The following is a 26687-nucleotide window of genomic DNA, read 5'->3' as shown; positions in this document are numbered from 1 at the left end:
TCATGCCCCCTGTTTGCGGTCGATCAGGGGAGAGACGTAGAGGCCGGCCGGATCGAAGCTCGCCTTGACGCGCGCCGAGAGTGCCGCGACCGCATCGGCCTGCGGCTCGAACGTTTCCGTCGCGGCCATCACCTCCGGCCGGGCGCGCAGCAAAGTCGCATGCCCGCCGCCAATCGCCTTGACGTAGCGGCGCAGCAGAGCGGCCTCCGGGTCGGCTTCCATGCGCAGCCAGACGAGGCCACCCTGCCAGTCGTAATAAGCGTCGACGCCGGTTTCGAGGCGCAGCGCCGCGACAAGCTGGTGGCCGGCGGTGGGGGCGACGGAGACGCGCCAGAGCGGGCGTGGAGTGCCGTCGGCATAGGGCGCGGCATCGCGGACTTCGCGCCAGAGCCGGGCGGTGAGGTCGGCATCAAGGCGCGCGACGGGGCCGAAGCTGGCCATGGTAGCGGCCAATTTTTCCGCCCGCACGGCGACGGAGGCGGCGAGGCCTTCGAGGCGAAGCACGGTTGCCGCGCCATCCGGCAGGACGCCGCCGGCGAAACGGCCGCGCACGCTTTCCGGCAGGTGGGCAGCACCGGAGACTTCCACCGACATCGACATGGCGGTCGCCATGGCCGCGACGGCTTCGGCGTCGTTGAGGTTCGAGACGACGATGGTGACGGCGGTTTCCGGCACCGGCAGGACGCGGAAGGTGACTTCCGTCATCAGCGCCAGCGAGCCGTGCGAGCCGGCGAGCACCTTTGCGAGATCGAGGCCGGTGACGTTCTTCATCACCCGGCCGCCGGCCTTCACCACCTCGCCCTTGCCATTGACGAAACGCACGCCGAGCAGGCTGTCACGCGCGGCACCGGCGACGAAACGGCGCGGACCGGAGGCATTGGTGGCGAAGACGCCGCCGATGGTGGGGATGCCGGAGGAGCCCAGCGCCCCGCGCAGGTCGCAGGGTTCGAAGGCGAGCATCTGGCGGTTTTCGGTAAGCGCGGCCTCCACCACCTCCAGCGGCGTGCCGGCTCGGGCGGTCATGGTCATCTCCGCCGGGTTATAGGCGACGATGCCGGTAAGGCCGCGGGTGGAAAGGATGTCGGCACCATCGGGTGCAGCGTTGAGGCCCCGCGTGCCGCCGCCGCGGATGGCAAGCGACGACCGCGACAGGGCGGCAACCTGGACGAGGCGGGCGGCGGCCTCTTCGGAGAGCGGTTCGTGGATCGGCGTCATGCGGCGGGGCGCCCTTCGAGCGGGAAGACTTTTGACGGGTTGAGCAGCCATTGCGCATCGAAGGCGGCGCGCACGGCCATCTGCTGGTCGAGGTCGACTTCGGCATATTGATGGCGCATCAGGTCGCGCTTCTCGATGCCCACACCATGTTCGCCGGTCAGGCACCCGCCGGCATCGACGCAGAGCCGCAGGATATCGTTGCCGGCGGCCTCGGCGCGTGCGGCATCCTCCGGGTCGTTGGCGTTGAAGAGGATCAGCGGATGCATGTTGCCATCGCCGGCATGGAAGACGTTGGCGACGCGCAACCCGTATTTCGCGACGATCTCCGCCGTGCCGCGCAGCACATGCGGCAACTGGCCGAGCGGCACGGTGCCGTCCATGCAGATATAGTCGGCGATGCGGCCGGTGGCGCCGAAGGCGGATTTGCGGCCCTTCCAGATGAGGGCCGCTTCCGTCGCCGACTGGCTTTCCTTGACGACCTTCACGCCGTGGCGGCCGGCGATCTCGATGATGCTGGCAAGCATCGCGTCCATCTCCGCCTCGGAGCCCTCGACCTCGACGATCAGCAGTGCCTCGACATCCATCGGATAGCCGGCATGCGCAAAGGCCTCGCAGATCTCGATGGCCGGCTTGTCCATGAACTCGATGGCGACGGGGATGATGCCGGCACCGATGACGTCGGCCACGCAGGCGCCCGCCTCCTCCGACGTGTCGAAGCCGAAGAGCACGGGGCGCGCGCCTTCGGGCTTGGCGATCAGCCGCACCGTCGCCTCGGTGACGATGCCGAGTTGGCCCTCGCCGCCGCAGACGAGGCCGAGCAGATCGAGCCCGCCGGCATCGAGCCCCTTGCCGCCGAGATCGACGATCGTGCCGTCGATCAGCACGAGCTTGGCGCCGAGCAGGTTGTTGGTGGTGACGCCGTATTTCAGACAGTGCGCGCCGCCGGAATTCATGCCGATATTGCCGCCGATCGTGCAGGCGAGCTGGGAGCTCGGATCGGGCGCGTAGAAATAGCCATCGGCGGAGACGGCATCGGAAATGTTGAGATTGGTGACGCCGGCCTGCACGGTCGCCGTGCGGTTGGCGTAATCGACCTCCAGAATGCGCGACATCTTGGAAAGGCCGATGACGACGGCATCCTCCTGCGGGATGGCGCCGCCGGAGAGCGAGGTGCCTGCACCGCGCGGCACGACGGGCACGCCGTAGCGGTTGCAATATTTCAGCACTGCGGCGACCTGCGCCGTCGTTTCCGGGAGCGCAACGGCGAGCGGCAGGCGGCGATAGGAAACGAAGGCGTCCGTCTCGAAGGGCACGAGCTCGCGCGGCTCATGCACGAGGCAACCTGGCGGCAACAGATCGAGGAGATCGGCGACGATCTCCCGGCGGCGGGCAATCACCGCCGGCCGCGGCTCCAGAAACCCGATCTGATCCATGCTTCACCCCCCTTCGCGTCAAGTGGTCTGTTTTCTTTACCACTTCCTATTGCAAGGCGCAAATGCTAAGCATTTTCTCCGCTTCGGCAACAATGGAATGCGATGGAATGACCAATCTCGGCGACCTCGAAATCTTCTCCCGCGTCATTGCAATGGGCAGCATGTCGGCCGCGGGGCGGGCCTTGGGACTGTCGCCGGCCGTGGTCTCCAAGCGTGTGAAAAGACTGGAAGAACGCCTCGGCACAAGGCTCTTCCAGCGCACCACGCGGCAGATTTCGCTCACCGAGGCCGGCCAGGGTTTTTATGACCGCATCGTCGGCATTCTCGCCGGCATCGAGGAGGCGGAGGCCTTCGTCTCCGGCCGCTCCGGCGCCGTGCGCGGCACGCTCCGCATTTCCGCGCCCACCTCCTTCGGCCGCATGCATATCGCGCCCAATCTCAAGGGCTTTATGGACACCTATCCGGAGCTCATCGTCAACCTGATGCTGACCGACGATTTTTCCGATATCGTCGGCGGCGGGTTTGACCTCGCCATCCGCATCGGCGAACTGTCGGATTCCTCGCTCGTCGCGCGCAGGCTGGCCTCGGTCCGGCGCGTTCTCTGCGCCTCGCCGGATTACATCGCCCGCCACGGCATGCCGACCTCGCTCGAAGACCTGAGCAACCATATCTGCCTGCCGCCGCATACGCAGGATGTCTGGCGGCTGGAGGGGCCGGAGGGCAGCGTCAACTATCGCCCGCAGGGGCCGCTCTACACCAATTCCAGCGAAGTGGTGCGCGAGGCGGTGTTTTCCGGCCTCGGCGTCGCGCTGCGCTCCACCTGGGATGTCGGGCTGGCGCTGAAGAGCGGCGAGCTGAAGCAGGTGCTGCCGGATTATGAGGGCTCGCGCAATGTCGTGCTCTCGGCAGTCTATCCGAGCCGGCAGTTCCTGCCGGTCAAGGTGCGGCTGTTCATCGACTATCTCGCCGACCTCTACGGCCCCCTGCCCTATTGGGAACGCTAAGCGCAATTGGCGCGGCGAAGACCTTGCGCTACGCTGCGGGTCTCAAGCGGAGGGCGCGCGATGATCGGCAGGGTGACGGTGATCCTATTGGGACTGACGCTTCCGACGGCGGCATTCACCAAACCGCTCGATCCATTGCTCGATGGTTTCGACGATGCCTGCGACTATAGCGATGCGCTCGGCGCCCTGCTCCAGTCGAGCTACGCCTTCGCGCGCAAGGAGGGCGAGATCGCGCTTCCGGCCGGTTACGAGGCGGTCTTCGGCGCCCCGACCGTCAAGCCCGACAACGAATATCTCCAGGTGACGCTGCCCGTGGTGGATGGCACATGGCGTGGCGTGCCGGTCAAGGAGATCGAGATCTATATCACAGAACTCGCGAGCGGCTTCAGCTACCAGGCCGTTATCTTCCCGACGGAGGCCCTGAAGGAAGCGGAAGCCGCCTTCAAGGAGCGCGGCATCGCCGCACAGAAGAAACTCGCGGCCCAGGATGATTCCGGTTTCGGCTGGGACACCGGCTTCGCCGTGATCGAGGGCGCACCGCGCTACCAGTGCGACCTCTCCACCTAAGCTAGTGTTTATCCTCTTCGGCATGTTTATGGCGGATGGCGCGTACGAGCAGCCACATGCCGACGATGACGAAGGGCACTGCGATGCCGGTCAGCGTTTCCGGTTTGACCGGCACGCCGAGTCCATGCGCCGCCTTCGCCACGTAGCCGAACAGCCCCACGACATAGTAGGAGATCGCCGCGACGGACAGGCCTTCGACGGTCTGCTGCAGGCGGAGCTGCAGTTTCGCGCGGCGGTCCATGGAGTTGAGCAGCGTCGTGTTGAGCTGTTCCAGCTCCACGTCGATCCAGCTTCTGAGCAACGCGGTGGCGCGGGCGAGCTTGCGCGACAGGTTCGCCTGCCGCTCCTCGACGGACTGACAGGTGCGCATGGCGGGCGCGAGCCGGCGTTCCAGGAAGAAGCCGAGCGTTTCGTAGCCGGGCACTGCGGTTTCCGCGAGCGTGCGGATACGCTCCTGCACGATGCCGTAATAGGCGCGGCTGGCGCCGAAACGGTAGAGGCTGAGGGCGGCGTTGGCCTCCAGCTCTGCGGCAAGGCGGGTGATCTCGGTGAGCAGCTCGTCCGCCTTGTCGCGGGCGTGCTGCTTCATGGCATTGGTGATGCCGGTCAGCCCGTCCTCGATGCGGCGGATATCCGGCGAGAGCGACTGGGCGAGCGGAAGGCCCATCATGGCGAGCGTGCGATAGGTCTCGATATCGAGCAGGCGCTGCACGACCGCGCCGCGCCCGGCCTCGTTCATGCCGCGGTCGATGACGAGGATCTGTGTCAGCCCGTCGCCGTTCTGGCGAAAGTCGGTCAGGATCATCGCCTGGCCGTTCTTGATCTCGCTATAACAGAGGCTCGTCGGGTCGAAACTGGCAATAGCCTCTCGCGTTTCCGGCGAATCGGGCCGGATTTCCAGCCGGATACCGGAGATCAGCGTGCCGGGCGGCGAAAAGCTGTCGCCGAACGGATGCACCGCCACCTCGGCGCCGAACTTGTCCGGCACCGGACCATCCCAGAAATAGGTCGAGAATTCCGTGTGCCGCTCCCAGCGCAGCGTGCCCTGCCCCCAGCTCAGCGCATGGTGGCTGGAATCACGCCCCGGCGGCGAGATGCCGCGCGAACGCGAAAGCTCCGCCATCACGGCGTGATCGACCGCCGAGCCGCCCTCCGTCAGGAAGGCGAGCTGGAAGATGACGCGCGGCACCGGCACCAGCGCGTATGGTCTTGCGTGAATTTCCCCGAGCGCCTGCGCACGCGCGGTCGCCTGCGGAAAGGCGAAGCTGCCATTTGCCATGTCTGCACCGTCCCCTCATGTGCAACAGTTCTTTCTTAACAAATGTCAGGGACCGGAAGATAGGACGCATTGACGCAGGCTGAAGACTCAAGCGTTGCGCAATTCCGGACGGAAAACCGGTTCCCACTTTTCCTGGAATTGCTTTGGACTGGACAAGATTGTTGACCAGTTTTCGGCCGCGTTGATACTATCGCGGCCGTGACCGACACCGCCTTCGACCTTTTTGCCCGCATCAGCCACAGCCGCACCGCCGACGAGGTCGTGCGGCAGATCGAGCTGTTGCTGCTCGAAGGCATTCTGCGCGACGGTGATCGGCTGCCCGGCGAGCGCGAGCTTTCCAAGCGCCTCGACGTGTCGCGGCCCATCCTGCGCGAGGCCCTGAAGGAGTTGGAGAACCGCGGGCTGCTCGTCAGCCAGCATGGCGGCGGCACCTATGTGGCCGATATTATCGGCCAGGTCTTTTCGCGTCCCGTCGTCGATCTCATCGCCCGCCACCAGCGGGCGACGGAGGACTATATCGAATACCGCCGCGAGCTCGAAGGCATCACCGCCGAACTCGCCGCCCGCCGCGCCACCGCCTACGACCGGCAGATGCTGACGCGCATCATGGAGGCGATGCGCGCGGCGCATGCGACCGGCTCCTTCGATGCCGAACTTGAAACCGATGTCGAGCTGCACAACGCCATCGGCGAGGCCGCGCATAACATCGTGCTGCTGCACACGCTGCGCGCCTGCTACCGGCTGCTGGCGCAAGGGATCTTTTTCCACCGTCACCTCGTTTTCTCGTCCGAAGAGGCACGCGGGCAGCTGCTCGCCCAGCACGAGGCGATCTACGCGGCCATCATGGCGGGTGACGGAAATGCAGCAAGAAATGCCGCACAGGCGCATATGGACTATATTGCTGTCGCAATCCGCGATGCCGAACGCAGCGGCGAATGGCAAAGGATTTCACAACTGCGCATGCAAAAGCGAGGCCATTCTCCACAGGCCTGACTTGCGCCGTAAATCTCGCGCAAGCATTATAGAATATAACGACTCAATGAGCCGTTTCCCATGAAAGGAATCAGGAAGACCTTGAACATTCTCGACCGCATCGTCAGCGACGTCCATCTCATGTTCCGTCGGCCCGTCCGGGAGCAATATGGTGCGCTGTGCTACCGCGTGAAGAAGAAGCGTTCGGGCGTCGAGGTTCTTCTCATCACCAGCCGCGACACCGGTCGGTGGGTTATCCCCAAGGGCTGGCCGATGGACGGCAAGAGTGCCGCCGGGGCAGCCGCGCGCGAGGCCTGGGAAGAGGCCGGCGTGAAGGGCAAGGTCGCCGAGGAGCCGATCGGCAGCTATCACTACATGAAGGGTTTGCCGGAAGGCCTGAAGGTCGATTGCCGGGTGCGCGTCTTCGCGCTCGCTGTCGACGACATCTGCAAGAACTTTCCGGAAAAGGGCGAGCGGCGCGCCGAATGGGTCGATTGCACGGAAGCGGCAAACCGCGTGCAGGAACCGGGCCTGAAGAGCCTCCTCCTCGCCTTCGAGGAAAAGATGCTCGCCGAGCTCGCGCCCAAGCCGAAAAACGGCACGACGGGCGCCTGATCCATCATTGCCATATTGCCGCCGATGCCTTGAAGCGATAGTGCGTCTGGGCAAAACGGAGCAGTTTGAATGGCCAATTCACAGGTCCAGCGCGGCAAGCCCACGCTGGACAAGGATCTCGAAAAATTCACCTTCACGGAACAGGCGACGCACTTCGTGCTGAAGTCCTGGACGGGTGTGGGCATTTCGCTGGTCTTCCTGCTGATCACCATGGCCGTCGCCGACAGTTTCGCCACCGGCACGCCGGGCGTGCTGGTGATTGCAGTCACCGCCGCCCTTGCCGCCTACATGGCCATGAACATCGGCGCGAACGACGTGACGAACAATGTGGGCGCCGCCGTCGGCGCGCGCGCCATGACCATGGGCATGGCACTCGTCATCGCCGCCATCTTCGAGATTGCGGGCGCGCTTCTGGCTGGCCAGGGCGTGGCCGCGACAGTCGCCTCCGGCATCGTCGATCCCGCCATCTTCCCGAGCCCAGAGGTTTTCGCCTGGGCGATGATGGCGGCGCTGGTCTCCGCTGCACTCTGGATCAACATCGCGACGCTCGCCAATGCGCCGATCTCCACCACCCACTCCATCATCGGCGGCGTGATTGGCGCGGGTGCGGCGGCGAGCGGCTTCCACAGCGTGCAATGGGACGCGATCGCCGTCATCGTGGTGAGCTGGACCGTCTCTCCGATCCTCGGCGGCGTCATCGCGGCGATGTTTCTCTATTTCATCAAGGAATTCATCATCTACCGCGAGGACAAGATCGCCGCGGCCAAGACCTGGGTTCCCGTGCTCGTCGGCGTGATGGCTGGCGCCTTTGCTGCCTTCATCGCCAATGGCGGCACCAACGGCTTCTATTATGTGCCGATCGGCCGGGCGCTCGTCGTCGGCCTCGTCTTCGGCATCGTCACCTATGTCGTCACACGGCCGATCATCCGCCGCCATGCGGAAGGCCTCGACAACCGCAACCAGTCGCTGCGCACGCTCTTTCGCATTCCGCTGATCTGTTCGGCAGCACTTCTCTCCTTCGCCCATGGCGCCAACGACGTGTCGAACGCCGTCGGGCCGCTCTATGGCGTTGTTTCGGCTTTGCGCGCGAGTACCGCCGACGGCCAGAACGTGATCCCGCTCTGGGTGATGGTGATCGGCGCCTTCGGCATTTCGCTCGGCCTGCTGCTTTTCGGCCCGCGCCTCATCCGCATCGTCGGCAACGAGATCACCAAGCTCAACCCGATGCGGGCCTTCTGCGTGGCCCTCTCCTCGGCCGTCGCCGTGCTCACCGCCTCGGCCTTCGCCATTCCGGTCTCCTCGACCCATATCGCCGTCGGCGCGGTCTTCGGGGTCGGGCTGTTTCGTGAATGGTACACGCGCAATTCGCAGCGCCGCATCGACTATATCCGCAACCGCGGCAACGGCATCGCGCCGGAAGAGCCGACGGCCAATCCCGACGAGACGCGCCGGCGCTATCTCGTGCGCCGTTCGCATTTCATGACGATCGTTTCGGCCTGGATCGTGACGCTGCCGGTCTCGGCCATCCTGTCGGCCATCGTCTTCCTCGTGTTCAACGCGCTCTTTACTTGAGAGACAAGCCATGCGTGCCAATTACCGGATGCAGCGCCTTTTCATCGGCGACGCCCTCGTTTCAGGCCATGCCATCGAGGCGTCGAAGGAGCATTTTCACTATCTGAGCAACGTGCTGCGCATGGCGGATGGCGATGCCGTGCTGCTGTTCAACGGGCGCGACGGCGAGTGGCAGGCGACCCTTTCGCTGCCGACGCGCAAGCGCCTGCTGCTGATCCCCGTCGAGCAGACCCGCCCGCAACCGGCACCGTCGGATTTGCACTATCTCTTCGCCCCCCTGAAGGTCGGCCGGCTGGATTATCTCGTGCAGAAGGCCGTGGAAATGGGCGCCGGCGTGCTCCAGCCCGTCATGACCCAGCATGTGCAGGGCAAGATCACCAGCATCGAGCGGCTGGAGGCCAATGCGGTCGAGGCGGCCGAACAGTGCGGCATCCTGGCGATCCCCACCGTCGCCGCGCCCCGCAAGCTCGACGATCTCCTCGCCAACTGGCCGCGGGAGCGCCGCATCATCTTCTGCGACGAGAGCCATGGCAGCCAGAACCCGCTGCCGGCGCTGCAGGCGATCGAGGAGCGCAAGCTCGCCTTGCTGGTCGGCCCGGAGGGCGGATTTTCCGATGAGGAGCGCGCGATCCTGCGCAGCCTCGATTTCGTGACGGCCATTCCGCTCGGCCCCCGCATCCTGCGCGCCGACACCGCGGCCGTCGCGGCGATGGCCGTCATCCAGGCGGCGATCGGCGACTGGAGCTAAATTCGGCCGAAAAGTCGATTGGGTTTTTTTGAATCTGCCTTGAAAGGAATTCGCTTGCACCGCATCTAATTCCGGTCCAAGCACCCTCCTATGCCCAGCGGCTCCGCCGGGCGCATCCACTCAGAAGAAGACGCCCATGGCCCGTGATACCACCGACCAGACGCCGGTCCGCACCGTTCAAGACATGGCGGAATACCTCGCCGACGGCAACAAGCCGAAGGAGAAGTTCCGTATCGGCACCGAGCATGAGAAATTCGTCTTCTTTACGGCCGACAACAGTCCGGTGCCCTATTTCGGTGAGGCCAGCATTTCGGCGCTCCTGAACGGCATGCAGGCCAAGACCGGCTGGGAGCCGATCGTCGATGCCGGCAACATCATCGGCCTTGCCGAACCCACCGGCATGGGCGCGATCTCGCTGGAGCCCGGCGGCCAGTTCGAGCTGTCCGGCGCGCCGCTGGAAAACCTGCACCAGACCTGCAAGGAATCGAACCAGCACTTGGCGACCTTGCGCGAGATCGCCGAGCCGCTCGGCATCCGCTTCCTCGGCATGGGCGGCAGCCCGAAATGGACGGCGGCCGAGACGCCGCGCATGCCCAAAAGCCGCTACGACATCATGACCCGCTACATGCCGAAGGTCGGCAGCCAGGGTCTCGACATGATGTACCGCACCTGTACCATCCAGGTGAACCTCGACTTCTCCTCCGAGGTCGACATGCGCCGCAAGATGCAGGTATCGCTGAAGCTGCAATCGATGGCGACCGCCCTCTTCGCATCCTCGCCCTTCACCGAGGGCAAGCCGAACGGCCTGCTTTCCTGGCGCGGCGACATCTGGCGCGACACGGACAACAACCGCGCCGGCCTCATCCCCTTCGCCTTCAAGCCGGATTTCGGCTTTATCGATTATGTGGAATGGGCGCTCGACGTGCCGATGTATTTCGTTGTGCGCGACGGCAAGTACCACGACTGCACGCATATCACCTTCCGCCAGTTCATGGCCGGCGCGCTGAAGGGCGAGCTTGCCGACTGGGAGCCGAACCTCGGCGACTGGACCAACCACCTCTCGACGCTCTTCCCCGACGTGCGCCTGAAGCGCTTCCTCGAAATGCGCGGCGCCGATGGCGGCCCGTGGCGGCGCATCTGTGCGCTGCCCGCCTTCTGGGTCGGCCTGCTCTATGACGACGGCGCGCTCGATGCCGCCGAGGCGCTCACCCGCGACTGGACGGTGGACGAAGTCCAGGCGCTGCGCGATGCGGTGCCGGCGCAGGGCCTCCGGGCCGATTTCCGCGGCAAGCCGCTGCTCGATGTCGCGCGCGAAGTCGTGTCGATTTCCCGGCAGGGTCTGAAGGCCCGCGCCCGCCTCAATGGCGACGGCGTCGACGAGACGATCTTCCTCGCGCCCCTCGACGAGGTGCTGGCGAAGAAGGCCACGCTCGCGGAAGACATGCTGGCGCTCTACAACGGCCGCTGGAACGGCTCGGTCGAGCCGGTCTTCACCGACTACCAGTACTGAGCCCTGCGTCCTGAAAAAGCGGTTTGCGCGGCCGAAATTCCCGTTATAGTGCAGGGACATGCCTGCTAACGGGAAGGGGTCCGCCCATGCTTTCGCTCTACGACATGATGATGCAGGCGCAGAACGGCAATGCCGTGGAGATCATGGCGCGGCAGTTCGGGCTGGCGCAGGAACAGGCGGCGAAAGCCGTCGCCGCGCTGATGCCGGCCTTTTCCGAAGGGTTCAAGCGCAACGCCGCCAATCCCTACGATCTCGCCGCCTTCATGACGGCGGTGACCTCCGGCGAGCACGCCAAATATTTCGAGGATGTCAGCAAGGCCTTCACGCCGCAGGGCATGGCCGAGGGCAACGGCATTCTCGGCCACCTCTTCGGCAACAAGGACGTGTCGCGCGCCATCGCGGCGCAGGCCGCGCAGATGACCGGAATTGGCCAGGAAATCTACAAGCAGATGCTGCCCGTGATGGCGAGCACGCTGATGGGCGGCATCTTCAAGCAGTCCTTCGCGCCCTTCATGCCCGGCGGCACGACGCAGGCCAATCCCTTTGCCGACATGATGCAGCAATGGGCGGAAGCGACGGGTTTCGCCAAGAAGCCGACGCCGGCCAACCCCTTCGACAATCCCTTCACCCAGGCCGCGCAGGAATTCTTCGGCGGCGGCCCGAAGAAGGACGCGCCGGCCGCCAACCCCTTCACCGACAATCCTTTCGCCAAGGCGTTCCAGGACATGATGGCGAACATGGGCGGCCAGCAGGCGGCGACCGCCAAGCCGAGCGAACCGGCCGCCTCGCCGGCGGATTCGCTGACGAGCTTCGTCAACACGATGTTCGATGCCGGCCTCGACATGCAGAAGGATTACCAGCGCAACATCGAGTCGATCTTCGAGACCATGCGCAACGGCATGGACACGGACGGCGGCAAGAAGCCCTGACATTTCGGCGGTAAAATTGAAAAAGCCCGACGCGGACCTTGGGAGTCGCACGCCGGGCAAGCGGCAGGGTTATTGGCTCTCACCCTGCGGGGAAGTGCGGCGCCGTCCCGGGAGCGGGGACGACACCAAGGGAAATCAATCCATGCGGCCATTGCGCAGGTGACGGCGGGCGCGCTCGCGCGCCGCGATCGTCAGGTAGAGGCCGGCATCGGAGAAGAACGAGGAGGTCATGACCTCCCGGACGTCGCTGCGGCGCAGCCCCATGTCGAGGAGCTGGTGGTCGTCGAGTTCGCTCAACCGGTTGATCACGCGGCGATTCTGCCAGGCGCGAGCAAAGCTGTAGGCGGCATTGCGGACACGGACGAGGACGCTCGGGGCCTGACGGCGCGTTGCGAGAATATCGATTTCCAGTCTGCGGTCGATCATGCGCATGGCATTTCTCCTTTCCGGCTCGGCGATCCATCGTCCTTCAATGGGGTTTCGCGCGGCGCCTGTGATCGTTCACCGCCAGCAGGGGCCGGGCGGCGGTTCAAATATTCGGTTTCCAAGAAGAGCCCTTTGCCGGGAGGTCGTGGCGAAAGCGGCAGATCCTGCCAAGCGACTGATCGGCTACGGCGTCAATCGTTCAACAATTGCTTTTTCGCAGAAAGCCATTGATCAGTCCAACGAATGTTTCTAATAGTATCAATCAAACAATCTTATGGGTGTATCCATGTCCGCTCCCTTAGACATCGACCAGCTCCAGACTTTCGTGGCGATTGCCGATACCGGAAGCTTCACCCGCGCCGCCGAGCGGGTCTTCAAGACGCAGTCGGCCGTGTCCATGCAGATGCGGCGTCTCGAAGAACGCATCGGCAAGCAGCTCTTCATGAAGGACGGCCGCGGCAACCGGCTGACGGCGGAAGGCGACCGGCTGCTCAACTTCGCGCGCCGCATGCTGCGCCTCAACAACGAGGCCATTGCCGCCTTCGACGACAACCGCCTGGAAGGCATGCTGCGCATCGGCACGCCAGACGACTATGCCGACCGCTACATGCCCGAGATCATCATGCGGTTCGCCAAGACGCATCCGAATGTCGAGCTCTACATCGTCTGCGAACCCTCGGTGGACCTTGCTGAAAAGATGGCCAAGGGCGAGCTCGACATCGCGCTCGTCACCCACAATCCGCGCCAGCGTCAGTCGGACGTGGTGCGCACCGAGCCGCTCTGCTGGGTGATGTCGGCCAACCATCCGCTGCCGGAAAATGCGCCGGTGCCGCTCGCTGTCGGCCGGCGGGACTGCCAGTGGCGGCAGATTGCCTGCGCGGCGCTCGATTCCGTCGGGCGCGATTACCAGGTCCTGTTCACCAGCTGGTCGTCGACCGTCGTCGCCGCCGCCGTCATGGCGGGCATGGCGGTCTCCGTGCTGCCGGAATCGGCGCTGCGCCCCGGCATGAAGGTGCTGACGCAGGCGGATGGCTTCCCGCCGCTTGCACCGGTGCAGATCGGCATCATGCGGCGGCCGGGCCTCTCGCCCTCGCTCTCCAATGCCATCACCAGCCATATCACCGCCTGTCTCGATAACATCACCCCGCTTTCGGCCGCAGACGACCTGCCGGAAGCCGAAGTGAAGGTGTTTCCGCGCATGCCGCGGGCTCGGCAGGGCAATATCCTGCCCGGATGGTGACGCAGCTCCCGCTCGACGGCATTCCCGCTGGCAAGGCCGGGCCGTCGAAGGTGACGATCCGGCTTGCCCGCGCAGATGAAGTCGAGACGCTCCGCCAGATCGAACGTTCCGCCGCGCAGGCTTTCAAGCTGATCGAGGCCTTCTCGTGGCTCGCCGTCGGCGAGGTGCAAAGCGCCGAGCGTCACGAGGCGATGATCGCGCAGGGAACGAACTTCGTGGCCGCGGCCGACGGCGACTATCCCGTCGGTTTTCTGAGCGCGGAGGTGGCCGATGGCGAGCTGCATATCGAAGAGATTTCCGTCGACCACCTGCACCAAGGTTTCGGCATCGGCCGCAAGCTGATCCGGCGCGCCATCGACGAGGCCGCCGCGCGCGGGCTGGCCGCCGTAACGCTCACCACCTTCCGCACCATCCCCTGGAACTGCCCCTATTACCAGCGGCTCGGTTTCCGCACGCTGGACGAGGCCGATCTTTCGCCGCGCCTCGACAACTTGCTCGCCCTGGAGGCCGAACACGGGCTGGCGCGCGACACGCGCTGCGCCATGCGGCTCACCATCAACGAATAAACCCCAAGAAAAAGCCCCGGTGCGTTGCCTCACCGGGGCTGCCGTTCCTCACCATGCGCGAGCGATCAGTCGTAGGTGGCTTCCTTGCCATCGAAATAGATGGTGCTGGCCTCGCAGATGTTGATCGTCGTCTCGTCACCCTTGATGCTGGAGCCGTCCTCGGCTTCCCAGGTCACGTAGAATTCGATGTCGCAGGGGCCATCGTAGTTGAACTCCATGTTCGCCGTCTCGTTGGCGCTGAGCTTGAAGTTCATCCAGTTGGCGCTCCATTCGCCACCCTCGCCGGTGTAGAAACCGTCGATGATGTAGCCGGAGTCGTTCTTGATATCGAATTTCATGCCGGCGGCGAAGGCGACCGGCGCAGAGATGAACAGCGCCGCCGCTGCAAGCACGGCGATCGATTTGGTAGCGATAAACTTCACGGGAATGATCCTGTTCGAGTGATGATGAAATCGCTGACCTGATGCCGCAATCTTTTGCTTGGCCGCATGCGCGCGATGGTTCTGTTGCCCCTAAAGAAACGGGGCCTGACTCGCTAGAGCCTGGCCCCGTTTTCTCAAACGGATCAGTTATTTGCTTTATTCGAGGCGAGCAACCCTCAGGCGAGATTCTTCTTCAGGAAGTCCACCGTGCGCTGCCAGGCGAGGTCGGCCGCCGCCTTGTCGTAGCGGGCGGCAGAGGTGTCGTTGTTGAAGGCGTGGTTGACGCCGTCATACATATGGATCTCGAAGGTCTTGCCACCCGCTTCCAGCGCCGCGCGATAGGCATCGATGCCGGCATTGATGCGCTCGTCGAGCCCGGCATAGTGCATCATCATCGCTGCCTTTATTGCCGGCACATCTTCCGCCGGCGGCTGCGCGCCGTAATAGGCGACACCGGCCTTCAACTCCGGCGACTTGGTGGCGAAGCGGTTGACGAGGCCGCCGCCCCAGCAGAAGCCGATCGCGCCGACATTGCCGCTGGCGCCCTCGAGTTCGGCGAGGAATTTCAGGCTCGCCTCGGCATTGGCCACCGTCACCGCCGGATCGAGCTTGCCGATCAGTTCGCGCGCCTGGTCCTCGTTGTCCGGCGTGCCGCCCGACGGCGACAGGAAATCCGGGGCGAGCGCGATGAACCCTTCGAGCGCCATGCGGCGCGCGACATCGCGGGTATGGGCGTTGAGGCCACGGTTCTCGTGGATGACGATGACGCTGCCGAGCGGGCCTGTGGCCTCCGTCGGGCGCACGACATAGCCCTTCATCTCGCCGCTGCTGCCGCCATAGACGACATCCTTGGCGGTGAGGCGCTGGTCGTCCGCGGCGATCATCTCGGCGCTTGCCGAATTGGCCGCAAGCAGCGGCGCGATGGCGGCTGCGGCAGCGCCCGAGCCCGCAAGCGCCGTCAGGCGTTCCATGAAGCGGCGGCGGTCGAGCGTCAGATGGGTATATTCGTCATAGGCATTGATCATTGCCTGCGTGATCTTCGGCTTGTCCATGGCGGATCCTCCGGTTGACTTTTCGGAAGATAAGATAGGCCGCCGAGGCGCTGCCGCGGAACACAACTGCGTTACCGTAGGGTCAGGTCAAGGCAAGCCAGGTGGCAAGCCAGATCCACAGCAGGCCGACGACCGCGAGGCCCGCGATGAACAGCGGCCGGCGGTAGCGGATGCGGTTGCTGGTGACATGCACATAGGCATGCGCATAGCGCAGCGCCACGAACAGCCAGCCGCCCGCCACCGTCACCGGATTATCGGCATCGACGAGATAGAGCAGGATGCTGACCGCGTAGAACAGCACGGGCAGCTCGAACTGGTTGGCGAGGCAGTTCTTGACGATGAGGCTTTCGGCCGGCTCCTCGCGGTTCTCGCGGAACTGGGAGACACTCGCGCGCCCCTCCTTGACGGCGCTGACGCGGCGGAGCGAGAGCAGCAAATAGAGGCAGAAGACGAGCGCGACATGCGCGATCATCGGCCAGATCGTGGCTTCCGTGGGAGACATGAGGATCCTTCGGCTTGTCGTTGCGACCGATGCATAGGGGTTTCCGGCCGAAGCCTCAACCGGAAAGGGCCATTGCGACAAGCCGAAGGGGAAAGCGTGTTATTGCGGGGTCAGGACTTCCGTGCCGGAGCCGTCCTGTCCGCTGATCGTCCAGGCGCCGTGCAGCGACCCGTCGCCCTGGACGTTATAGACGATGAGGCCGACGGCATCGCCGAGCACGTAGCCGGCAGCGAAGGCGTCACCGTAGAGCATGCAGATGCCGTTCGAGGTGGTCGAGCCGGTATGCCATTCGATCGAGCAGGTCGTTTCGCTCGTCAGCTCGATCGTCGCCGTTCCGTTATAGGCGGAGCCGTCGAGGTTGGTGCCTTCCACATTGTAGGTGCCGGCATTGACCGTCTGCGCGTGTGCAGGCGCGACCAGCGCAAGGCCCAGAAGGGCGCCAGCCAGTATCTTCTTCATGATGTCCCCCAGATGAAGCCGGCGAGATTGCCGGTGCCCGATCCTAGCAGGAATCACAAGTCCGTGAAGACGGAAATGCCCGGCAAGGCCGGGCATTTTCAGGCTTATGAGCAGATGCCGAACAATCAGACGGCGCCTGGATAATTCGGGCTTTCGCGGGTGATCGTCACGTCATGAGCGTGGCTTTCACGAAGGCCCGCGCCGGAGATGCGCACGAAGGTCGCCTTCTCCTGGTAGTCCTTGATGTCGTGGCCGCCGACATAGCCCATCGAGGCCTTGAGGCCGCCGGCGAGCTGGTGCAGCACGCCCGAGACCGGGCCCTTGTAAGGCACCTGGCCTTCGATGCCTTCCGGCACCAGCTTCAGCGTGTCGCGCACTTCCGCCTGGAAGTAGCGGTCTGCCGAGCCGCGCGCCATGGCGCCGACGGAGCCCATGCCGCGATAGGCCTTGAAGGAACGGCCCTGGTAGAGGAACACTTCGCCCGGGCTTTCATCCGTACCGGCGAGCAGCGAGCCGATCATGACGGCCGAGGAGCCGGCGGCGATCGCCTTCGCGAGGTCGCCGGAGAACTTGATGCCGCCGTCGGCGATGACCGGAATGTCCTGGGCATGTGCCGCCTCGACCGAGGCCATGATGGCGGCGAGCTGCGGCACGCCGACGCCGGCGACGATGCGGGTTGTGCAGATCGAGCCCGGGCCGATGCCGACCTTGACGGCGTCGGCGCCGGCATCGATCAGCGCCTTGGTGCCGCTCGACGTCGCGACGTTGCCGGCCATGATGCGCACCGAGTTCGACAGTTTCTTCACGCGGCCGACGGCGTCGAGGACGCGCTGCGAATGGCCGTGCGCGGTGTCCACCACGATGAGGTCGACGCCGGCATCGATGAGGCGCTCGGCGCGCTCGAAACCATCGTCGCCGACGGAGATGGCGGCGGCGGCGCGCAGGCGACCCTGCGCATCCTTCGAGGCATTGGGGTTGAGCTGCGACTTCTCGATGTCCTTGACCGTGATGAGGCCGACGCAGCGGCCGTCGCCGTCGACGACCAGCAGCTTCTCGATGCGGTGCGAGTGCAGCAGGCGTTTTGCCTCCTGCTGGTCGACGCTTTCCTTCACCGTGATGAGGTTCTCACGGGTCATCAGTTCGTAGATCTTCTGGTTCGGATCGGAGGCGAAGCGCACGTCGCGGTTGGTCAGGATGCCGACGAGGCGGCCGGCCTTGCCGTTGCCGCCGTTTTCGACGACCGGGATGCCGGAAATGCCATGCGCCTTCATCAGCGACAGCGCGTCGGCGAGCGTGGCGTCGGGGCCGATCGTCACCGGATTGACGACCATGCCGCTTTCGAACTTCTTGACCTGGCGAACTTCCTCGGCCTGTTCGGCGGGCGTCAGATTGCGGTGGATGACGCCGAGGCCGCCGGCCTGCGCCATGGCGATGGCGAGACGGCTTTCCGTCACGGTATCCATCGCGGAAGAGAGGATCGGCAGGTTGAGCTCGAAATCGTGGGCGATGCGGGTCGCGATGTTCGTCTGGCCCGGCATGACCTCGGAGTGACCGGGCTGCAGGAGAACGTCGTCGAAAGTGAGAGCTTCGAGACCGGTTGCGGTTTCTATGATGCGCGCCATGGGCCAAGTTCCTTTAAGGGTAAAGCTTACGCACCAAGGGGAACATTGGGAGTTGTCCGCCTCGGTCGCTTGCAAGAAATTCTTGGAAGTTGGCGAGGGCTGGTAACACGTTCATGACGGGTTGGGAATAGCAAAAGCGGCCCCGTGGCCCGCATTGCCGCGTTGACGATTTTTTAGCCGTGCCTGCTGGCGTTCTTTTAAATCTTCGCATGTATAACCGTTTTCGTGGCCAGGACAGAAAGGCCAACAGCAAGAAACAACCAGAGAAAACGGGGAATAACAATGTCTGCACTGAAGAAGAGAGCACGCGCACTCGAAGACGAATTCGCCTACCAGCAGGAATTTCAGTTCAAGGCTCAGGCCCGCCGCAATGCTCTCATCGGCCTTTGGGCCGCCAATACCATGCGCCGTCCCGATGGTGAGCAATATGCCCGCGAACTGGCCGTGGCCGATGTCGCAGCACCCGACGGCGCCTTCAACCGTATTCGCGCAGACTTGCGCTCGGCGGGCGTCAACTGTCCCGACGAAGAATTGCGCGACCGCATGGTCGTGATGCTGAAGGATGTAGCCCGCGAGATGCGCGGCGGCTACTGACCGGTTTTTTTGACGAGACGGCCCGCCCATGATGAGGCGGGCCGTTTTGACTCAAAAGCAATTCCAGCAAAAGTGTGAAGCGGTTTTGCGTTCGGAATTGCGAGAATAAATCAGATATCGAACTGGTAGCTGACAGGCACGAAGCGGTAGCCCTCGCCGGCCTTCTCGACGAAACCGGCTGCCGGGAACGGCATGTGGTAGCCGATGAAGGCGAGCTTGTCGGTTGCGATCATGTCGAACACCTTCTTGCGGGTGGCCGCCGCCTGCGCCTTGTCCATGTCGAAACGCACTTCCCAGTCCGGCCGCTGGAGCGACAGCACGTAGTGGTTCGCCGTGTCGGCCGTCAGGATGATCGCCCTGCCCTCCGATTCGACGCGGAAGATCATGTGGCCAGGCGAATGGCCGAAGGCATCGAGGCCTGTGATGCCGGGCACGACCGCGCCGCCATCCTCGATGAAGGTGAGCTTTTCGGCGAGCGGCTGCACCTTGGCGAGCACGCCCTGGTGGCCCTGCTCGGCCGGCGTGCCCATGCGCTCGGGATTGACCCAGAAATCATATTCCGTGCGACCGGCGACATAGCGCGCATTCGGGAAGGCCGGCTTGCCGTCCTCCATCAGCCCGCCAATATGGTCGCCATGCATGTGGGTGATCACCACCACGGAAACCTGGTCCGGCGTGTAGCCGGCATATTTCAAGCCTTCGAGCAGGCGCCCCATGCCGGCCTCCCGGCCGCCCTCGCCCATGCCCGTATCGAACAGCACGACTTCGCTGCCGGTATCGACCAGCGTCGGCGCGAAGCTGTTGACGAAGCGGTCGGCCGGCAGGAAGTTCTCCGCCAGCAGCGCGCCCACGGCATCGGCCGACTGGTTGATGCCGAAGGTTTCGTTCGGCGCGCCGGAGGGGCGCATGCCGTCGCGCACGACGAGCACGCGGAAGCTGCCGAGCTTGAAGCTGCGTGTTTCGAGGGGGCTTACTCTCATGTCGGTGGCGTCCGTGTCGGATTGGGCGAAGGCTGTTGCACGGTTGAGCAGCAGCGGTGCAGCCAATGTGCTGACGCCGGCGGCCAGAAACAAGGAGCGGCGCGAAATTGTCGAAGTGTCTCCCATGGAGCGTCCTCTTTTTGTGAAAAGCTGTTCGTGAAAAATCTGCATGGCCGGTTGTAGGGCACGGCATCGGCATGAAGATGACATGCGTCCATCTAGGGCGCTGTCACGATCCGGGCACGCCCCATCACGGCCTTGTGAAGCGAGCGATTTGACAGACGGCAACAAGGGGCGCAGAAGACGGACGGGCCTGCACGAGGGCCTCGAACCCGATTGCCTGATGAACCGTATCGTCCCCCTCATCCTCGCCGTCGCGCTCTTCATGGAGCAGATGGACTCCACCGTCATCTCCACGTCGCTGCCGGCGATCGCCGCGGACCTGGGGGTGGGGCCGATCACGCTCAAGCTCGCGCTCACCTCCTACATGGTGTCGCTCGCGACCTTCATTCCCTTGAGCGGCTGGATGGCCGACCGGTTCGGTGCCAAGCGCATCTTCCGCCTGGCGATCCTCGTCTTCGTCGGCGGCTCCATCCTCTGTGCCGTCGCCGACAGCCTCGTCGCCTTCGTCGTCTCCCGCTTCCTGCAGGGCATGGGCGGCGCGATGATGACGCCGGTTGCCCGCCTCGTTCTGGTGCGCAGCACGTCGCGCTCCGAGCTCGTCTCGGCCATGGCGCTGCTCACCATTCCGGCCCTCGTCGGCCCGCTCGCCGGCCCGCCGCTCGGTGGCTTCATCACGACCTATTTCTCCTGGCACTGGATCTTTCTCATCAACGTGCCGGTCGGCATCGTCGGCTATATCCTCTCCGGCATCTACCTGCCGGAAATCCGCGCCGCGGCCCCGCCGCCGCTCGACTGGCTCGGCTTCTTCCTCAGCGCCGTCGCCGCGTCGGGCACGATGTTCGGCCTGTCGGTCGTCAGCCTGCCGGCATTGCCGCCGATCATCGGCATCGTCTCGACCCTGGTCGGCTTGCTCTGCGGCGTGCTCTATGTGCGCCATGCGCGGCGCCATCCCGCCCCGTTGCTCGACCTCAAACTCTTCCGCGACAGCGCGTTTCGCGCGGCGTCCGTCGGCGGCACGCTGTTTCGCATCTCCGTCGGCGCGGTGCCTTTCCTCATGCCGCTGATGTTGCAGGTCGGCTTCGGCCTGTCGCCCTTCCAGTCCGGCCTCGTCACCTTCACCGGCGCGGTCGGCGCGCTCACCACGAAGTTCCTCGCCAAGCGCGTGCTGACTTTCGCCGGTTTCCGCACGACCCTGATCATCGCCTGCCTCTGCGGCACGGCGCTGACCTTCGTCAACGGCCTCTTCACGCCCGCGACACCCTTCTGGTTCATGGCGCTGGTGCTGCTCGTCGCGGGTTTTGCGCGCTCCTTCTTCTTCACCAGCGTGAACGCGCTCTCCTTCGCCGACATCCCGGACGAGGACGCCAGCAAGGCGACCTCGATGAGCGCCGTGCTTCAGCAGATCAGCCTTGCCATGGGCGTCGCGGTGGCCGGCGCGATCCTCGAGATCGAGACCTCGCTCACCGGCTCGGCGCTGGAGCTGCGTGATTTCCAGATCGCCTTCATGGTCATATCGGCGATCACGCTCACCGCCGTCATCCCCTTCATCGCCATGGCCAAGAATGCCGGCGCCACGGTCTCCGGCCATCGGCTGGAGGCAGAAGAAACGGCGGCGGTGAAGTAGGGTTTATGCCGGCTGTTCGCAGACGGCGGCAAGCTTGTTGCCGTCGTGGTCGCGGATGAAGGCCGCGTAGAAATTCGCATGGAACGGGCGCAGGCCCGGCGCGCCTTCATCGGTGCCGCCCTGAGCAAGGGCTGCGGCATGGAAGGCATCGACTGCCGCGCGGGTCGGGGCGACGAGCGCGATGGTCACGCCGTTGCCGAAGGTTGCAGGTTCACGGTTGAAGGGCTCCACCACCCAGAAGCGGGCGCGCACGTCCTCGTCCGCCGCATAGCCGATCTCGTCCGCCCCCTCCTTCTGCCGGCTATAGCCGATGAGCGGCAGAATGGCGTCATAGAAGCGGCCGGCGCGTTGCAGGTCGTTGGTGCCGACGGTCGTGTAGAGCAGCATCAGGCGTCTTCTTCCGTCGCCGCCGCCTCATCCCTTGCCTTGCGGCCCTTAAACCCCTTGGCAAGCAGGAACATCTCCACCGATTCGGTGCGCGAGGCGCCGGGCTTCACATGGATGACCTGCTTGAAGTTCTGCTTCAGCAGGTTGAGCAGCTCGCGCTCCGTACCGCCCTGGAAGGTCTTTGCCAGGAAATGCCCGCCCTCGGCCAGAACCTCGATCGCGAAATGCGCGGCGACTTCGCAGAGATGCATGGTGCGGATATGGTCCGTCTGGCGGTGGCCGGTCGTCGGCGCCGCCATGTCCGAGATCACCAGGTTCGGCGTGCCGCCGACCGCCTCGATAAGCTTTTCCGGCGCATCGGGCTCCAGAAAGTCCATCTGAAGGATGCGCACGCCCGGAAGCGGGTCCATCTCCAGAAAGTCGATCGCCGCGACGCGCGGGTCGGCATCGGTAGAATCCGTCACCTTGGCGGCGATCTGCGACCAGCTTCCGGGTGCGGCACCAAGGTCGATGATGCGGCGGGCGCCGGCGAGGATATGGTGCTTCTCGTCGATCTCCAGCAGCTTGAAGGCCGCGCGCGCGCGATAGCCTTCCAGCTTGGCGCGCTGCACATAGGGATCGTTGATGTGGCGCTCGATCCAGCGGCGGGACGACGCCTTGAGCTTGCCCTTCTTGACCTTCTGGCCGAGCTTGCGGCCGATCGGGGGCTTGGTCATGACGCCTGTCCTTCGGGCTTTGCCGGGTTGCGGGGGCCGCCGCGATGGTTGCGGCGGTGGCGGCCGCGGCGCCAGACGCCGTCATCGGCCATCATGTCGGTGAGCAGGCCTTCGCGCAGGCCCCGGTCGGCGACGCGCATGCGGCGCGATGGCCAGCGCTTGCGGATCGCCTCCAGAATGGCGCAGCCCGCCAGCACGAGATCCGCCCGGTCCGGGCCGATACAGGGATTGGCGGCGCGGGCGGAAAAATCCCAGGAGAGCAGCCGCGCCTGCATGGCGGTCACTTCGTCGTCGGACAGCCAGACGCCATCCACCCGGCGGCGATCGTATCGCGGCAGGTCGAGATGCACGCCGGCCAGCGTCGTGACCGTGCCAGACGTGCCGATGAGGTGGAAATCCTCGGGTGCCGCGCGCGCGACATCGCCCGGGCAATCGAAATTCGCCAGCATGCCCTCGACTTCCGAGACCATGCCCGCAAAGCTCTCGGGCGTCACATCGCGCCCGCCATGACGTTCGGAAAGCGTGACGACGCCGACCGGCAGCGAGGTCCAGTGCGTGATGTGGTTGGCAAGCCGGCTGGAGCGGTTATCGCCGATGCGGATGACCGCGATTTCGGAAGACCCGCCGCCGATATCGAACAGCACGACCGACTTCGCCTCCCGCCCGACGAGCGAGGAGCAGCCGGACACCGCCAGCCGCGCTTCCGTCTCGCGGTTGATGATCTCCAGGTCGAGGCCGGTCTCTTCCAGCACCCGCTCCAGGAACGCTTCGCCGTTCACCGCCGCCCGGCAGGCCTCGGTGGCGATGAGGCGCGCGCGGCGGATGTTGCGGTTCTTCAGTTTCGCGGCGCAGATCTTCAGCGCCTCGACGGAGCGATCCATCGCCTCGTCGGAAAGCTGTCCGCTCGCAGCCAGGCCCTCGCCAAGCCGCACGATGCGCGAAAAGGCATCGACGACGCGGAACTGGCCGGGCCGGGTCGGCTGGGCGATGAGCAGGCGGCAATTGTTGGTGCCGAGGTCGAGCGCCGCATAAAGCGGCGCATCGTAAACGTCGCGATCGGCCGGCCGGTGGGCCGCCGAATCGCGCCGCGGTTCCGGCATGTGGAAGGCCGGCCGCTCTCCGTTGGCCTGCTCGACGGCCGGGTGCTGCACGACGGCCGCTTCGGCAACGAGCGGCACGGCGCGCGGCGCCTTCTTGCCACGATTCTTGCGGCGGTTGCGGCGGCCTTCGGCCGTGACCTGATCGGGAAGTTCCCGCTGGCCGACGGGCGCAAGCGGGCGCACGTTTTCGCTGCCGGCAGTTTTACTGCGTCGGCGGCGCTTGTTCCTGCGCGTGGAATCACCGGCCTCATTGGCCTTGGGGCGCTCAGCCGATCCGGACAAACCGGTCGCCTGGCCTGCGGACAGGGAAACGGCAGAGGGACTTGTTGCGCCCTTCTGTTTTCCCTTGCGACGGCGCGACCGCTTCGGACGCCCCGTATCTTCCGCATCTCGCGCCCCGGAAACGGACGGCTTCACGCCGCTGTCGGGGTCGTTCACGTTGCTGCCTATGGCGCCGCGCAAAGCTCATAAAGCTGCAAGCAGGCGCTCTCTCGATCTTCGTTGGCGCGACACTACCAGCGCCCGGCCCGTTCGCCAAATTCTTTTTATGACGGACCGACGACACCTGCGACCGAAAAAGCCCAGCAACGATTTTCCCAAAAAAACCATTTGCATCTCCCCGCCTTTTGTTTATAAGCCCGCCTCACAGGCGCCGGCCCAGCCGGAACCGTTGCTGGGGAATAGTTCAACGGTAGAACGACGGACTCTGACTCCGTTAATCTTGGTTCGAATCCAGGTTCCCCAGCCAATCTCTTCTCCCGTATATTTTCCCTTCATTGCCGGAATGCTGTTAGCATTCGCGGGGAGTGGTGCCGGATTCCGGTTGCAATCGGGGGCCGAGTCACTAGTTGACTCAGGAAAGAGCGGATCTGCGCCGAGAGTTGTTGTCAATGATGTGCATGCGCCAGTGGTTTGCCGATAGATTTGGCGGGGCTTTTGCTTGAGCGACGTGGGGGCGCCACGGCAGGGGTTTCGCGGCGAAAGCGATGGGCGGCCGGCGGCCTCAAGGGCGTTTTTGCGCCGGCTTCGGCTTTGGACCGGGCTGGTCCTGTTTCTCTATGCGACGATGCATCTTGTGAACCAGGCCTTCGGCATCCGCTCCGTCGAGGCCATGGACATGGCGAGCCTGGTGCTTTTCGACCCATGGCAGAGCGCGCCGGGGCGCGTGCTGCTCTACGGCTCGATGAGCATTCATGCCGCGCTCGGCTTGCGCGCGCTCTATCGACGGCGGCATCTGCGGCTGCCGCCGGTCGATGCGGTGCAGCTGATTCTCGGCCTTGCGATACCCGCCGTTCTCTTCGCCCATGCCGGTTCGATCGCCTATCTGAAAAGCGTTTATGACGCTCGGGTCGGCTTCGACAAGATCATCTATGCGCTGTGGGTCGCCAACCCACAGATTGGCCTGCCGCGGCAGTTGCTGCTGATCCTTGCCGTGTGGATTCACGGCTGTCTTGGCGTACGGGCCTGGCTTCGAACCAAACAATGGTATGCGCGCCATGTTCCGGTCCTGATGTCGCTCGCGACGCTGGTGCCTGTGCTGGCGATCCTCGGCTTCGTCAATGCCGGGCTGGACATGCGCGAGCTTGCCGCCCTCGGTATAGACTACCTGTCGCCGGGTGCATACGACGCCCCGGGTTCGGCCGCCGCCGATGCGACGGCGCAGGCCAATGCGATTGCCGACCGGATTACCCTCGGCTACCTCGCGCTGCTCGGCAGCATCCTCGTGCTGCGTTTGGCGCGCGACTGGCATTCCTCGCGGTTCAGCTCGGTCAAGATCACCTATCCCGGCCCGCGCACCGTCTCCGTCCCGGTCGGTTTCAGCGTGCTGGAGGCGAGCCGCTGGTGCGGTATCCCGCATGCCTCCGTCTGCGGCGGCCGCGGCCGGTGTTCGACCTGTCGCGTCGAGATCGTCGCCGGCGGCGAGGCCTTGCCGGCAGCGGCGGGCGACGAAGAGCGCCTGTTGCGGCGGATCGGGGCGCCGCCATCGATCCGGCTCGCCTGCCAGATCCGGCCCAAACACGACCTCGCCGTCGTGCCGCTGGTGCATTCCGCCACCGCGGCGCAGACGAAAGGCGGAGCGTTCGCACAGGTTGCCTCCGCCCGCCGGGAAACCGAGGTGGCCGCACTTTTCGTCGATCTGCGCCAATCCACCCGGCTTGCCGACGACCGCCTGCCCTATGACACGTTCTTCATCGTCGAGCGCTACATCAAGGCCGTCTCCACGGCCGTGCGGGAAAGCGGCGGCCATGTCACCAACATTGCCGGCGATGGCGTCATGAGCGTCTTCGGCGCCGACGGCCCGACGCATGATGCGGCGCGCGACGCGTTTCGCGCGGCGCTGCGCCTGTGGGAGGGCATCGATGCCCTGAACGAGGATCTGCAGCAGGAGCTGAACGAGCCGTTGCGGGTCGGCATCGGCCTGCATGTCGGGGTCGCGGTCGTGGGCACGGAATGGACGGGCGGCCTGGAGGGCATGCCCTTCCTCGGGGATACCGGCAATGTCGCGGCGCGCCTGGAGGCGCAGACGAAGCGGCTGGAAGCCACGATGGTCGCCTCCCGGGAGGCGATCCTGATGGCGGCCGGCCCGGAGCAGGTTTTCGACTTCGCGCCCGTGCTGCTGGCCGGCAAGCAGGAGCCGATCGAGGTTGCGTGTTTTCGCGAAAGCGAGGAGCTTCGTTTGCTGCTCGGTGCTCCTGTGGCCGGCTAAATCTCCACCACAGAAATCTACGGCACTCTTGTCAGCGGTTTGCCCGACTGGCAGGTTGCGCATGTCGATTCACACCTGCACGGAGGGGACAACCCATGGCGCACAAGTTCGAGATCTACAAGGACAAGGCTGGCGAGTTTCGCGTTCGCTTCAAGTATAACAGCGAAGTGATGTTCTCCACCGAAGGCTATTCCAGCAAGGCGAGCGCCCAGAACGCCATCGATTCGATCAAGAAGAACGGCCCCGGCGCGCCCGTCGAAGACACGACGACAGCGCAGGCCTGATCAGGTCTAACCCTCGAAAAGCCCGCCATCGGCGGGCTT

Annotated in this window: 28 protein-coding genes and 1 tRNA gene; 16 read left to right on the top strand and 13 right to left on the bottom strand. The window is 64.8% G+C overall.

Annotated features, from left to right (window positions below):
* Together GB927_RS17460 and GB927_RS17455 are read right to left on the bottom strand one after the other, a co-directional pair.
* A complete protein-coding gene (locus tag GB927_RS17460) occupies nt 1-1215 on the bottom strand; it encodes an FAD-binding protein (RefSeq protein WP_256118472.1) in 1215 nt (404 codons plus the stop codon).
* Nucleotides 1212-2648, bottom strand: a complete 1437-nt coding sequence (locus tag GB927_RS17455; RefSeq protein WP_256118471.1) for an FAD-linked oxidase C-terminal domain-containing protein — start codon at nt 2646-2648, stop codon at nt 1212-1214. Before GB927_RS17455 ends, GB927_RS17460 begins: the two co-directional genes overlap by 4 nt.
* A 107-nt stretch (nt 2649-2755) precedes the next feature.
* Here GB927_RS17455 and GB927_RS17450 point away from each other — a divergent pair, with 107 nt between their 5' ends.
* A complete protein-coding gene (locus GB927_RS17450) occupies nt 2756-3652 on the top strand; it encodes a LysR family transcriptional regulator (RefSeq protein WP_256118470.1) in 897 nt (298 codons plus the stop codon).
* A gap of 60 nt (nt 3653-3712) precedes the next feature.
* Complete coding sequence (locus GB927_RS17445; RefSeq protein WP_256118469.1) at nt 3713-4219, top strand: hypothetical protein; 507 nt, start codon at nt 3713-3715, stop codon at nt 4217-4219.
* A 1-nt stretch (nt 4220) separates the two neighbouring features.
* Here GB927_RS17445 and GB927_RS17440 read toward each other — a convergent pair whose 3' ends face one another.
* Complete coding sequence (locus tag GB927_RS17440) at nt 4221-5498, bottom strand: DUF3422 family protein (RefSeq protein ID WP_256118468.1); 1278 nt, start codon at nt 5496-5498, stop codon at nt 4221-4223.
* A gap of 198 nt (nt 5499-5696) precedes the next feature.
* Between GB927_RS17440 and GB927_RS17435 the strand changes: the two genes are divergently transcribed.
* The 6 genes from GB927_RS17435 (at nt 5697) to GB927_RS17410 (ending at nt 11844) form a co-directional block, all read left to right on the top strand.
* Nucleotides 5697-6491 carry a FadR/GntR family transcriptional regulator gene (locus tag GB927_RS17435; RefSeq protein WP_256118467.1) on the top strand — a complete coding sequence of 265 codons (795 nt, stop codon included), beginning with the start codon at nt 5697-5699 and terminating at the stop codon, nt 6489-6491.
* Between the two features lie 81 nt (nt 6492-6572).
* Nucleotides 6573-7085: an NUDIX hydrolase gene (locus GB927_RS17430; protein WP_256118738.1), complete on the top strand. Its 513-nt coding sequence runs from the start codon at nt 6573-6575 to the stop codon at nt 7083-7085.
* Nucleotides 7086-7154: 69 nt separating this feature from the next.
* Nucleotides 7155-8657 carry an inorganic phosphate transporter gene (locus tag GB927_RS17425; protein WP_256118466.1) on the top strand — a complete coding sequence of 501 codons (1503 nt, stop codon included), beginning with the start codon at nt 7155-7157 and terminating at the stop codon, nt 8655-8657.
* A gap of 10 nt (nt 8658-8667) precedes the next feature.
* Complete coding sequence (locus tag GB927_RS17420; protein ID WP_256118465.1) at nt 8668-9405, top strand: 16S rRNA (uracil(1498)-N(3))-methyltransferase; 738 nt, start codon at nt 8668-8670, stop codon at nt 9403-9405.
* 136 nt (nt 9406-9541) lie between these two features.
* A complete protein-coding gene (locus GB927_RS17415; RefSeq protein WP_256118464.1) occupies nt 9542-10915 on the top strand; it encodes a glutamate--cysteine ligase in 1374 nt (457 codons plus the stop codon).
* Nucleotides 10916-11001: 86 nt separating this feature from the next.
* On the top strand, nt 11002-11844 hold the full coding sequence (locus GB927_RS17410; RefSeq protein ID WP_256118463.1) for a DUF937 domain-containing protein: 843 nt from the start codon (nt 11002-11004) through the stop codon (nt 11842-11844).
* Nucleotides 11845-11979: 135 nt separating this feature from the next.
* On the opposite strand, the gene GB927_RS17405 is transcribed toward GB927_RS17410, so the two are convergent.
* Entirely contained in the window at nt 11980-12276 is a 297-nt protein-coding gene (locus tag GB927_RS17405; RefSeq protein WP_256118462.1) for a DUF1127 domain-containing protein, read from the bottom strand.
* Between GB927_RS17405 and GB927_RS17400 the strand changes: the two genes are divergently transcribed.
* The 3 genes from GB927_RS17400 to GB927_RS17390 are packed head-to-tail and all read left to right on the top strand — an operon-like array spanning nt 12275 to nt 14076.
* On the top strand, nt 12275-12523 hold the full coding sequence (locus tag GB927_RS17400; RefSeq protein WP_256118461.1) for a hypothetical protein: 249 nt from the start codon (nt 12275-12277) through the stop codon (nt 12521-12523). The two genes, GB927_RS17405 and GB927_RS17400, sit on opposite strands and share 2 nt — an antisense overlap.
* Nucleotides 12524-12556: 33 nt before the next feature.
* Nucleotides 12557-13510, top strand: a complete 954-nt coding sequence (locus GB927_RS17395; RefSeq protein WP_256118460.1) for a LysR substrate-binding domain-containing protein — start codon at nt 12557-12559, stop codon at nt 13508-13510.
* Complete coding sequence (locus GB927_RS17390; protein ID WP_256118459.1) at nt 13504-14076, top strand: GNAT family N-acetyltransferase; 573 nt, start codon at nt 13504-13506, stop codon at nt 14074-14076. The genes GB927_RS17395 and GB927_RS17390 overlap by 7 nt, the downstream gene beginning before the upstream one ends.
* Nucleotides 14077-14141: 65 nt before the next feature.
* Here the strand turns inward: GB927_RS17390 and GB927_RS17385 are convergent, their stop codons facing one another.
* The 5 genes from GB927_RS17385 to guaB form a co-directional block, all read right to left on the bottom strand.
* Nucleotides 14142-14498: a hypothetical protein gene (locus GB927_RS17385; RefSeq protein ID WP_256118458.1), complete on the bottom strand. Its 357-nt coding sequence runs from the start codon at nt 14496-14498 to the stop codon at nt 14142-14144.
* A gap of 176 nt (nt 14499-14674) precedes the next feature.
* Nucleotides 14675-15550, bottom strand: coding sequence for a dienelactone hydrolase family protein (locus GB927_RS17380; protein ID WP_256118457.1), 876 nt, complete (start codon nt 15548-15550; stop codon nt 14675-14677).
* 82 nt (nt 15551-15632) lie between these two features.
* A complete protein-coding gene (locus tag GB927_RS17375) occupies nt 15633-16052 on the bottom strand; it encodes an MAPEG family protein (protein WP_256118456.1) in 420 nt (139 codons plus the stop codon).
* A 99-nt stretch (nt 16053-16151) separates the two neighbouring features.
* On the bottom strand, nt 16152-16511 hold the full coding sequence (locus GB927_RS17370; protein ID WP_305111764.1) for a hypothetical protein: 360 nt from the start codon (nt 16509-16511) through the stop codon (nt 16152-16154).
* 125 nt (nt 16512-16636) lie between these two features.
* Entirely contained in the window at nt 16637-18133 is a 1497-nt protein-coding gene (gene guaB / locus GB927_RS17365) for an IMP dehydrogenase (protein ID WP_256118455.1), read from the bottom strand.
* Nucleotides 18134-18415: 282 nt separating this feature from the next.
* Here guaB and GB927_RS17360 point away from each other — a divergent pair, with 282 nt between their 5' ends.
* Nucleotides 18416-18727 (top strand): DUF1476 domain-containing protein, encoded by a 312-nt coding sequence (locus GB927_RS17360; RefSeq protein ID WP_256118454.1) that lies wholly within the window; start codon nt 18416-18418, stop codon nt 18725-18727.
* 110 nt (nt 18728-18837) lie between these two features.
* Here the strand turns inward: GB927_RS17360 and GB927_RS17355 are convergent, their stop codons facing one another.
* Nucleotides 18838-19833 (bottom strand): MBL fold metallo-hydrolase, encoded by a 996-nt coding sequence (locus tag GB927_RS17355; RefSeq protein ID WP_256118453.1) that lies wholly within the window; start codon nt 19831-19833, stop codon nt 18838-18840.
* Between the two features lie 217 nt (nt 19834-20050).
* Here GB927_RS17355 and GB927_RS17350 point away from each other — a divergent pair, with 217 nt between their 5' ends.
* Nucleotides 20051-21454 (top strand): DHA2 family efflux MFS transporter permease subunit, encoded by a 1404-nt coding sequence (locus tag GB927_RS17350; protein ID WP_256118452.1) that lies wholly within the window; start codon nt 20051-20053, stop codon nt 21452-21454.
* Between the two features lie 3 nt (nt 21455-21457).
* Here the strand turns inward: GB927_RS17350 and GB927_RS17345 are convergent, their stop codons facing one another.
* The 3 genes from GB927_RS17345 to GB927_RS17335 are packed head-to-tail and all read right to left on the bottom strand — an operon-like array spanning nt 21458 to nt 24095.
* Entirely contained in the window at nt 21458-21841 is a 384-nt protein-coding gene (locus GB927_RS17345; RefSeq protein ID WP_256118451.1) for a VOC family protein, read from the bottom strand.
* Entirely contained in the window at nt 21841-22557 is a 717-nt protein-coding gene (locus GB927_RS17340) for an RlmE family RNA methyltransferase (RefSeq protein ID WP_256118450.1), read from the bottom strand. Before GB927_RS17340 ends, GB927_RS17345 begins: the two co-directional genes overlap by 1 nt.
* The gene (locus tag GB927_RS17335) at nt 22554-24095 is read right to left on the bottom strand and encodes a Ppx/GppA phosphatase family protein (RefSeq protein WP_256118449.1); all 1542 of its coding nucleotides are present in this window, start codon (nt 24093-24095) and stop codon (nt 22554-22556) included. The genes GB927_RS17340 and GB927_RS17335 overlap by 4 nt, the downstream gene beginning before the upstream one ends.
* Before the next feature lie 236 nt (nt 24096-24331).
* On the opposite strand from GB927_RS17335, the gene GB927_RS17330 reads away from it, so the two are divergent.
* The 3 genes from GB927_RS17330 (at nt 24332) to GB927_RS17320 (ending at nt 26648) form a co-directional block, all read left to right on the top strand.
* A tRNA-Gln gene (locus GB927_RS17330) sits at nt 24332-24405 on the top strand.
* A gap of 201 nt (nt 24406-24606) precedes the next feature.
* Nucleotides 24607-26364 (top strand): adenylate/guanylate cyclase domain-containing protein, encoded by a 1758-nt coding sequence (locus GB927_RS17325; protein WP_256118736.1) that lies wholly within the window; start codon nt 24607-24609, stop codon nt 26362-26364.
* A gap of 95 nt (nt 26365-26459) precedes the next feature.
* The gene (locus GB927_RS17320) at nt 26460-26648 is read left to right on the top strand and encodes a YegP family protein (protein WP_256118448.1); all 189 of its coding nucleotides are present in this window, start codon (nt 26460-26462) and stop codon (nt 26646-26648) included.
* Nucleotides 26649-26687: the final 39 nt, after the last annotated feature.

It is taken from the genome of Shinella lacus (assembly GCF_010994755.1).
GTDB classification, from domain to species: domain Bacteria; phylum Pseudomonadota; class Alphaproteobacteria; order Rhizobiales; family Rhizobiaceae; genus Shinella; species Shinella lacus.
The sequence above is the reverse complement of the archived record's forward strand: the minus strand, read 5'-3'. Positions and strand labels throughout refer to the sequence as shown.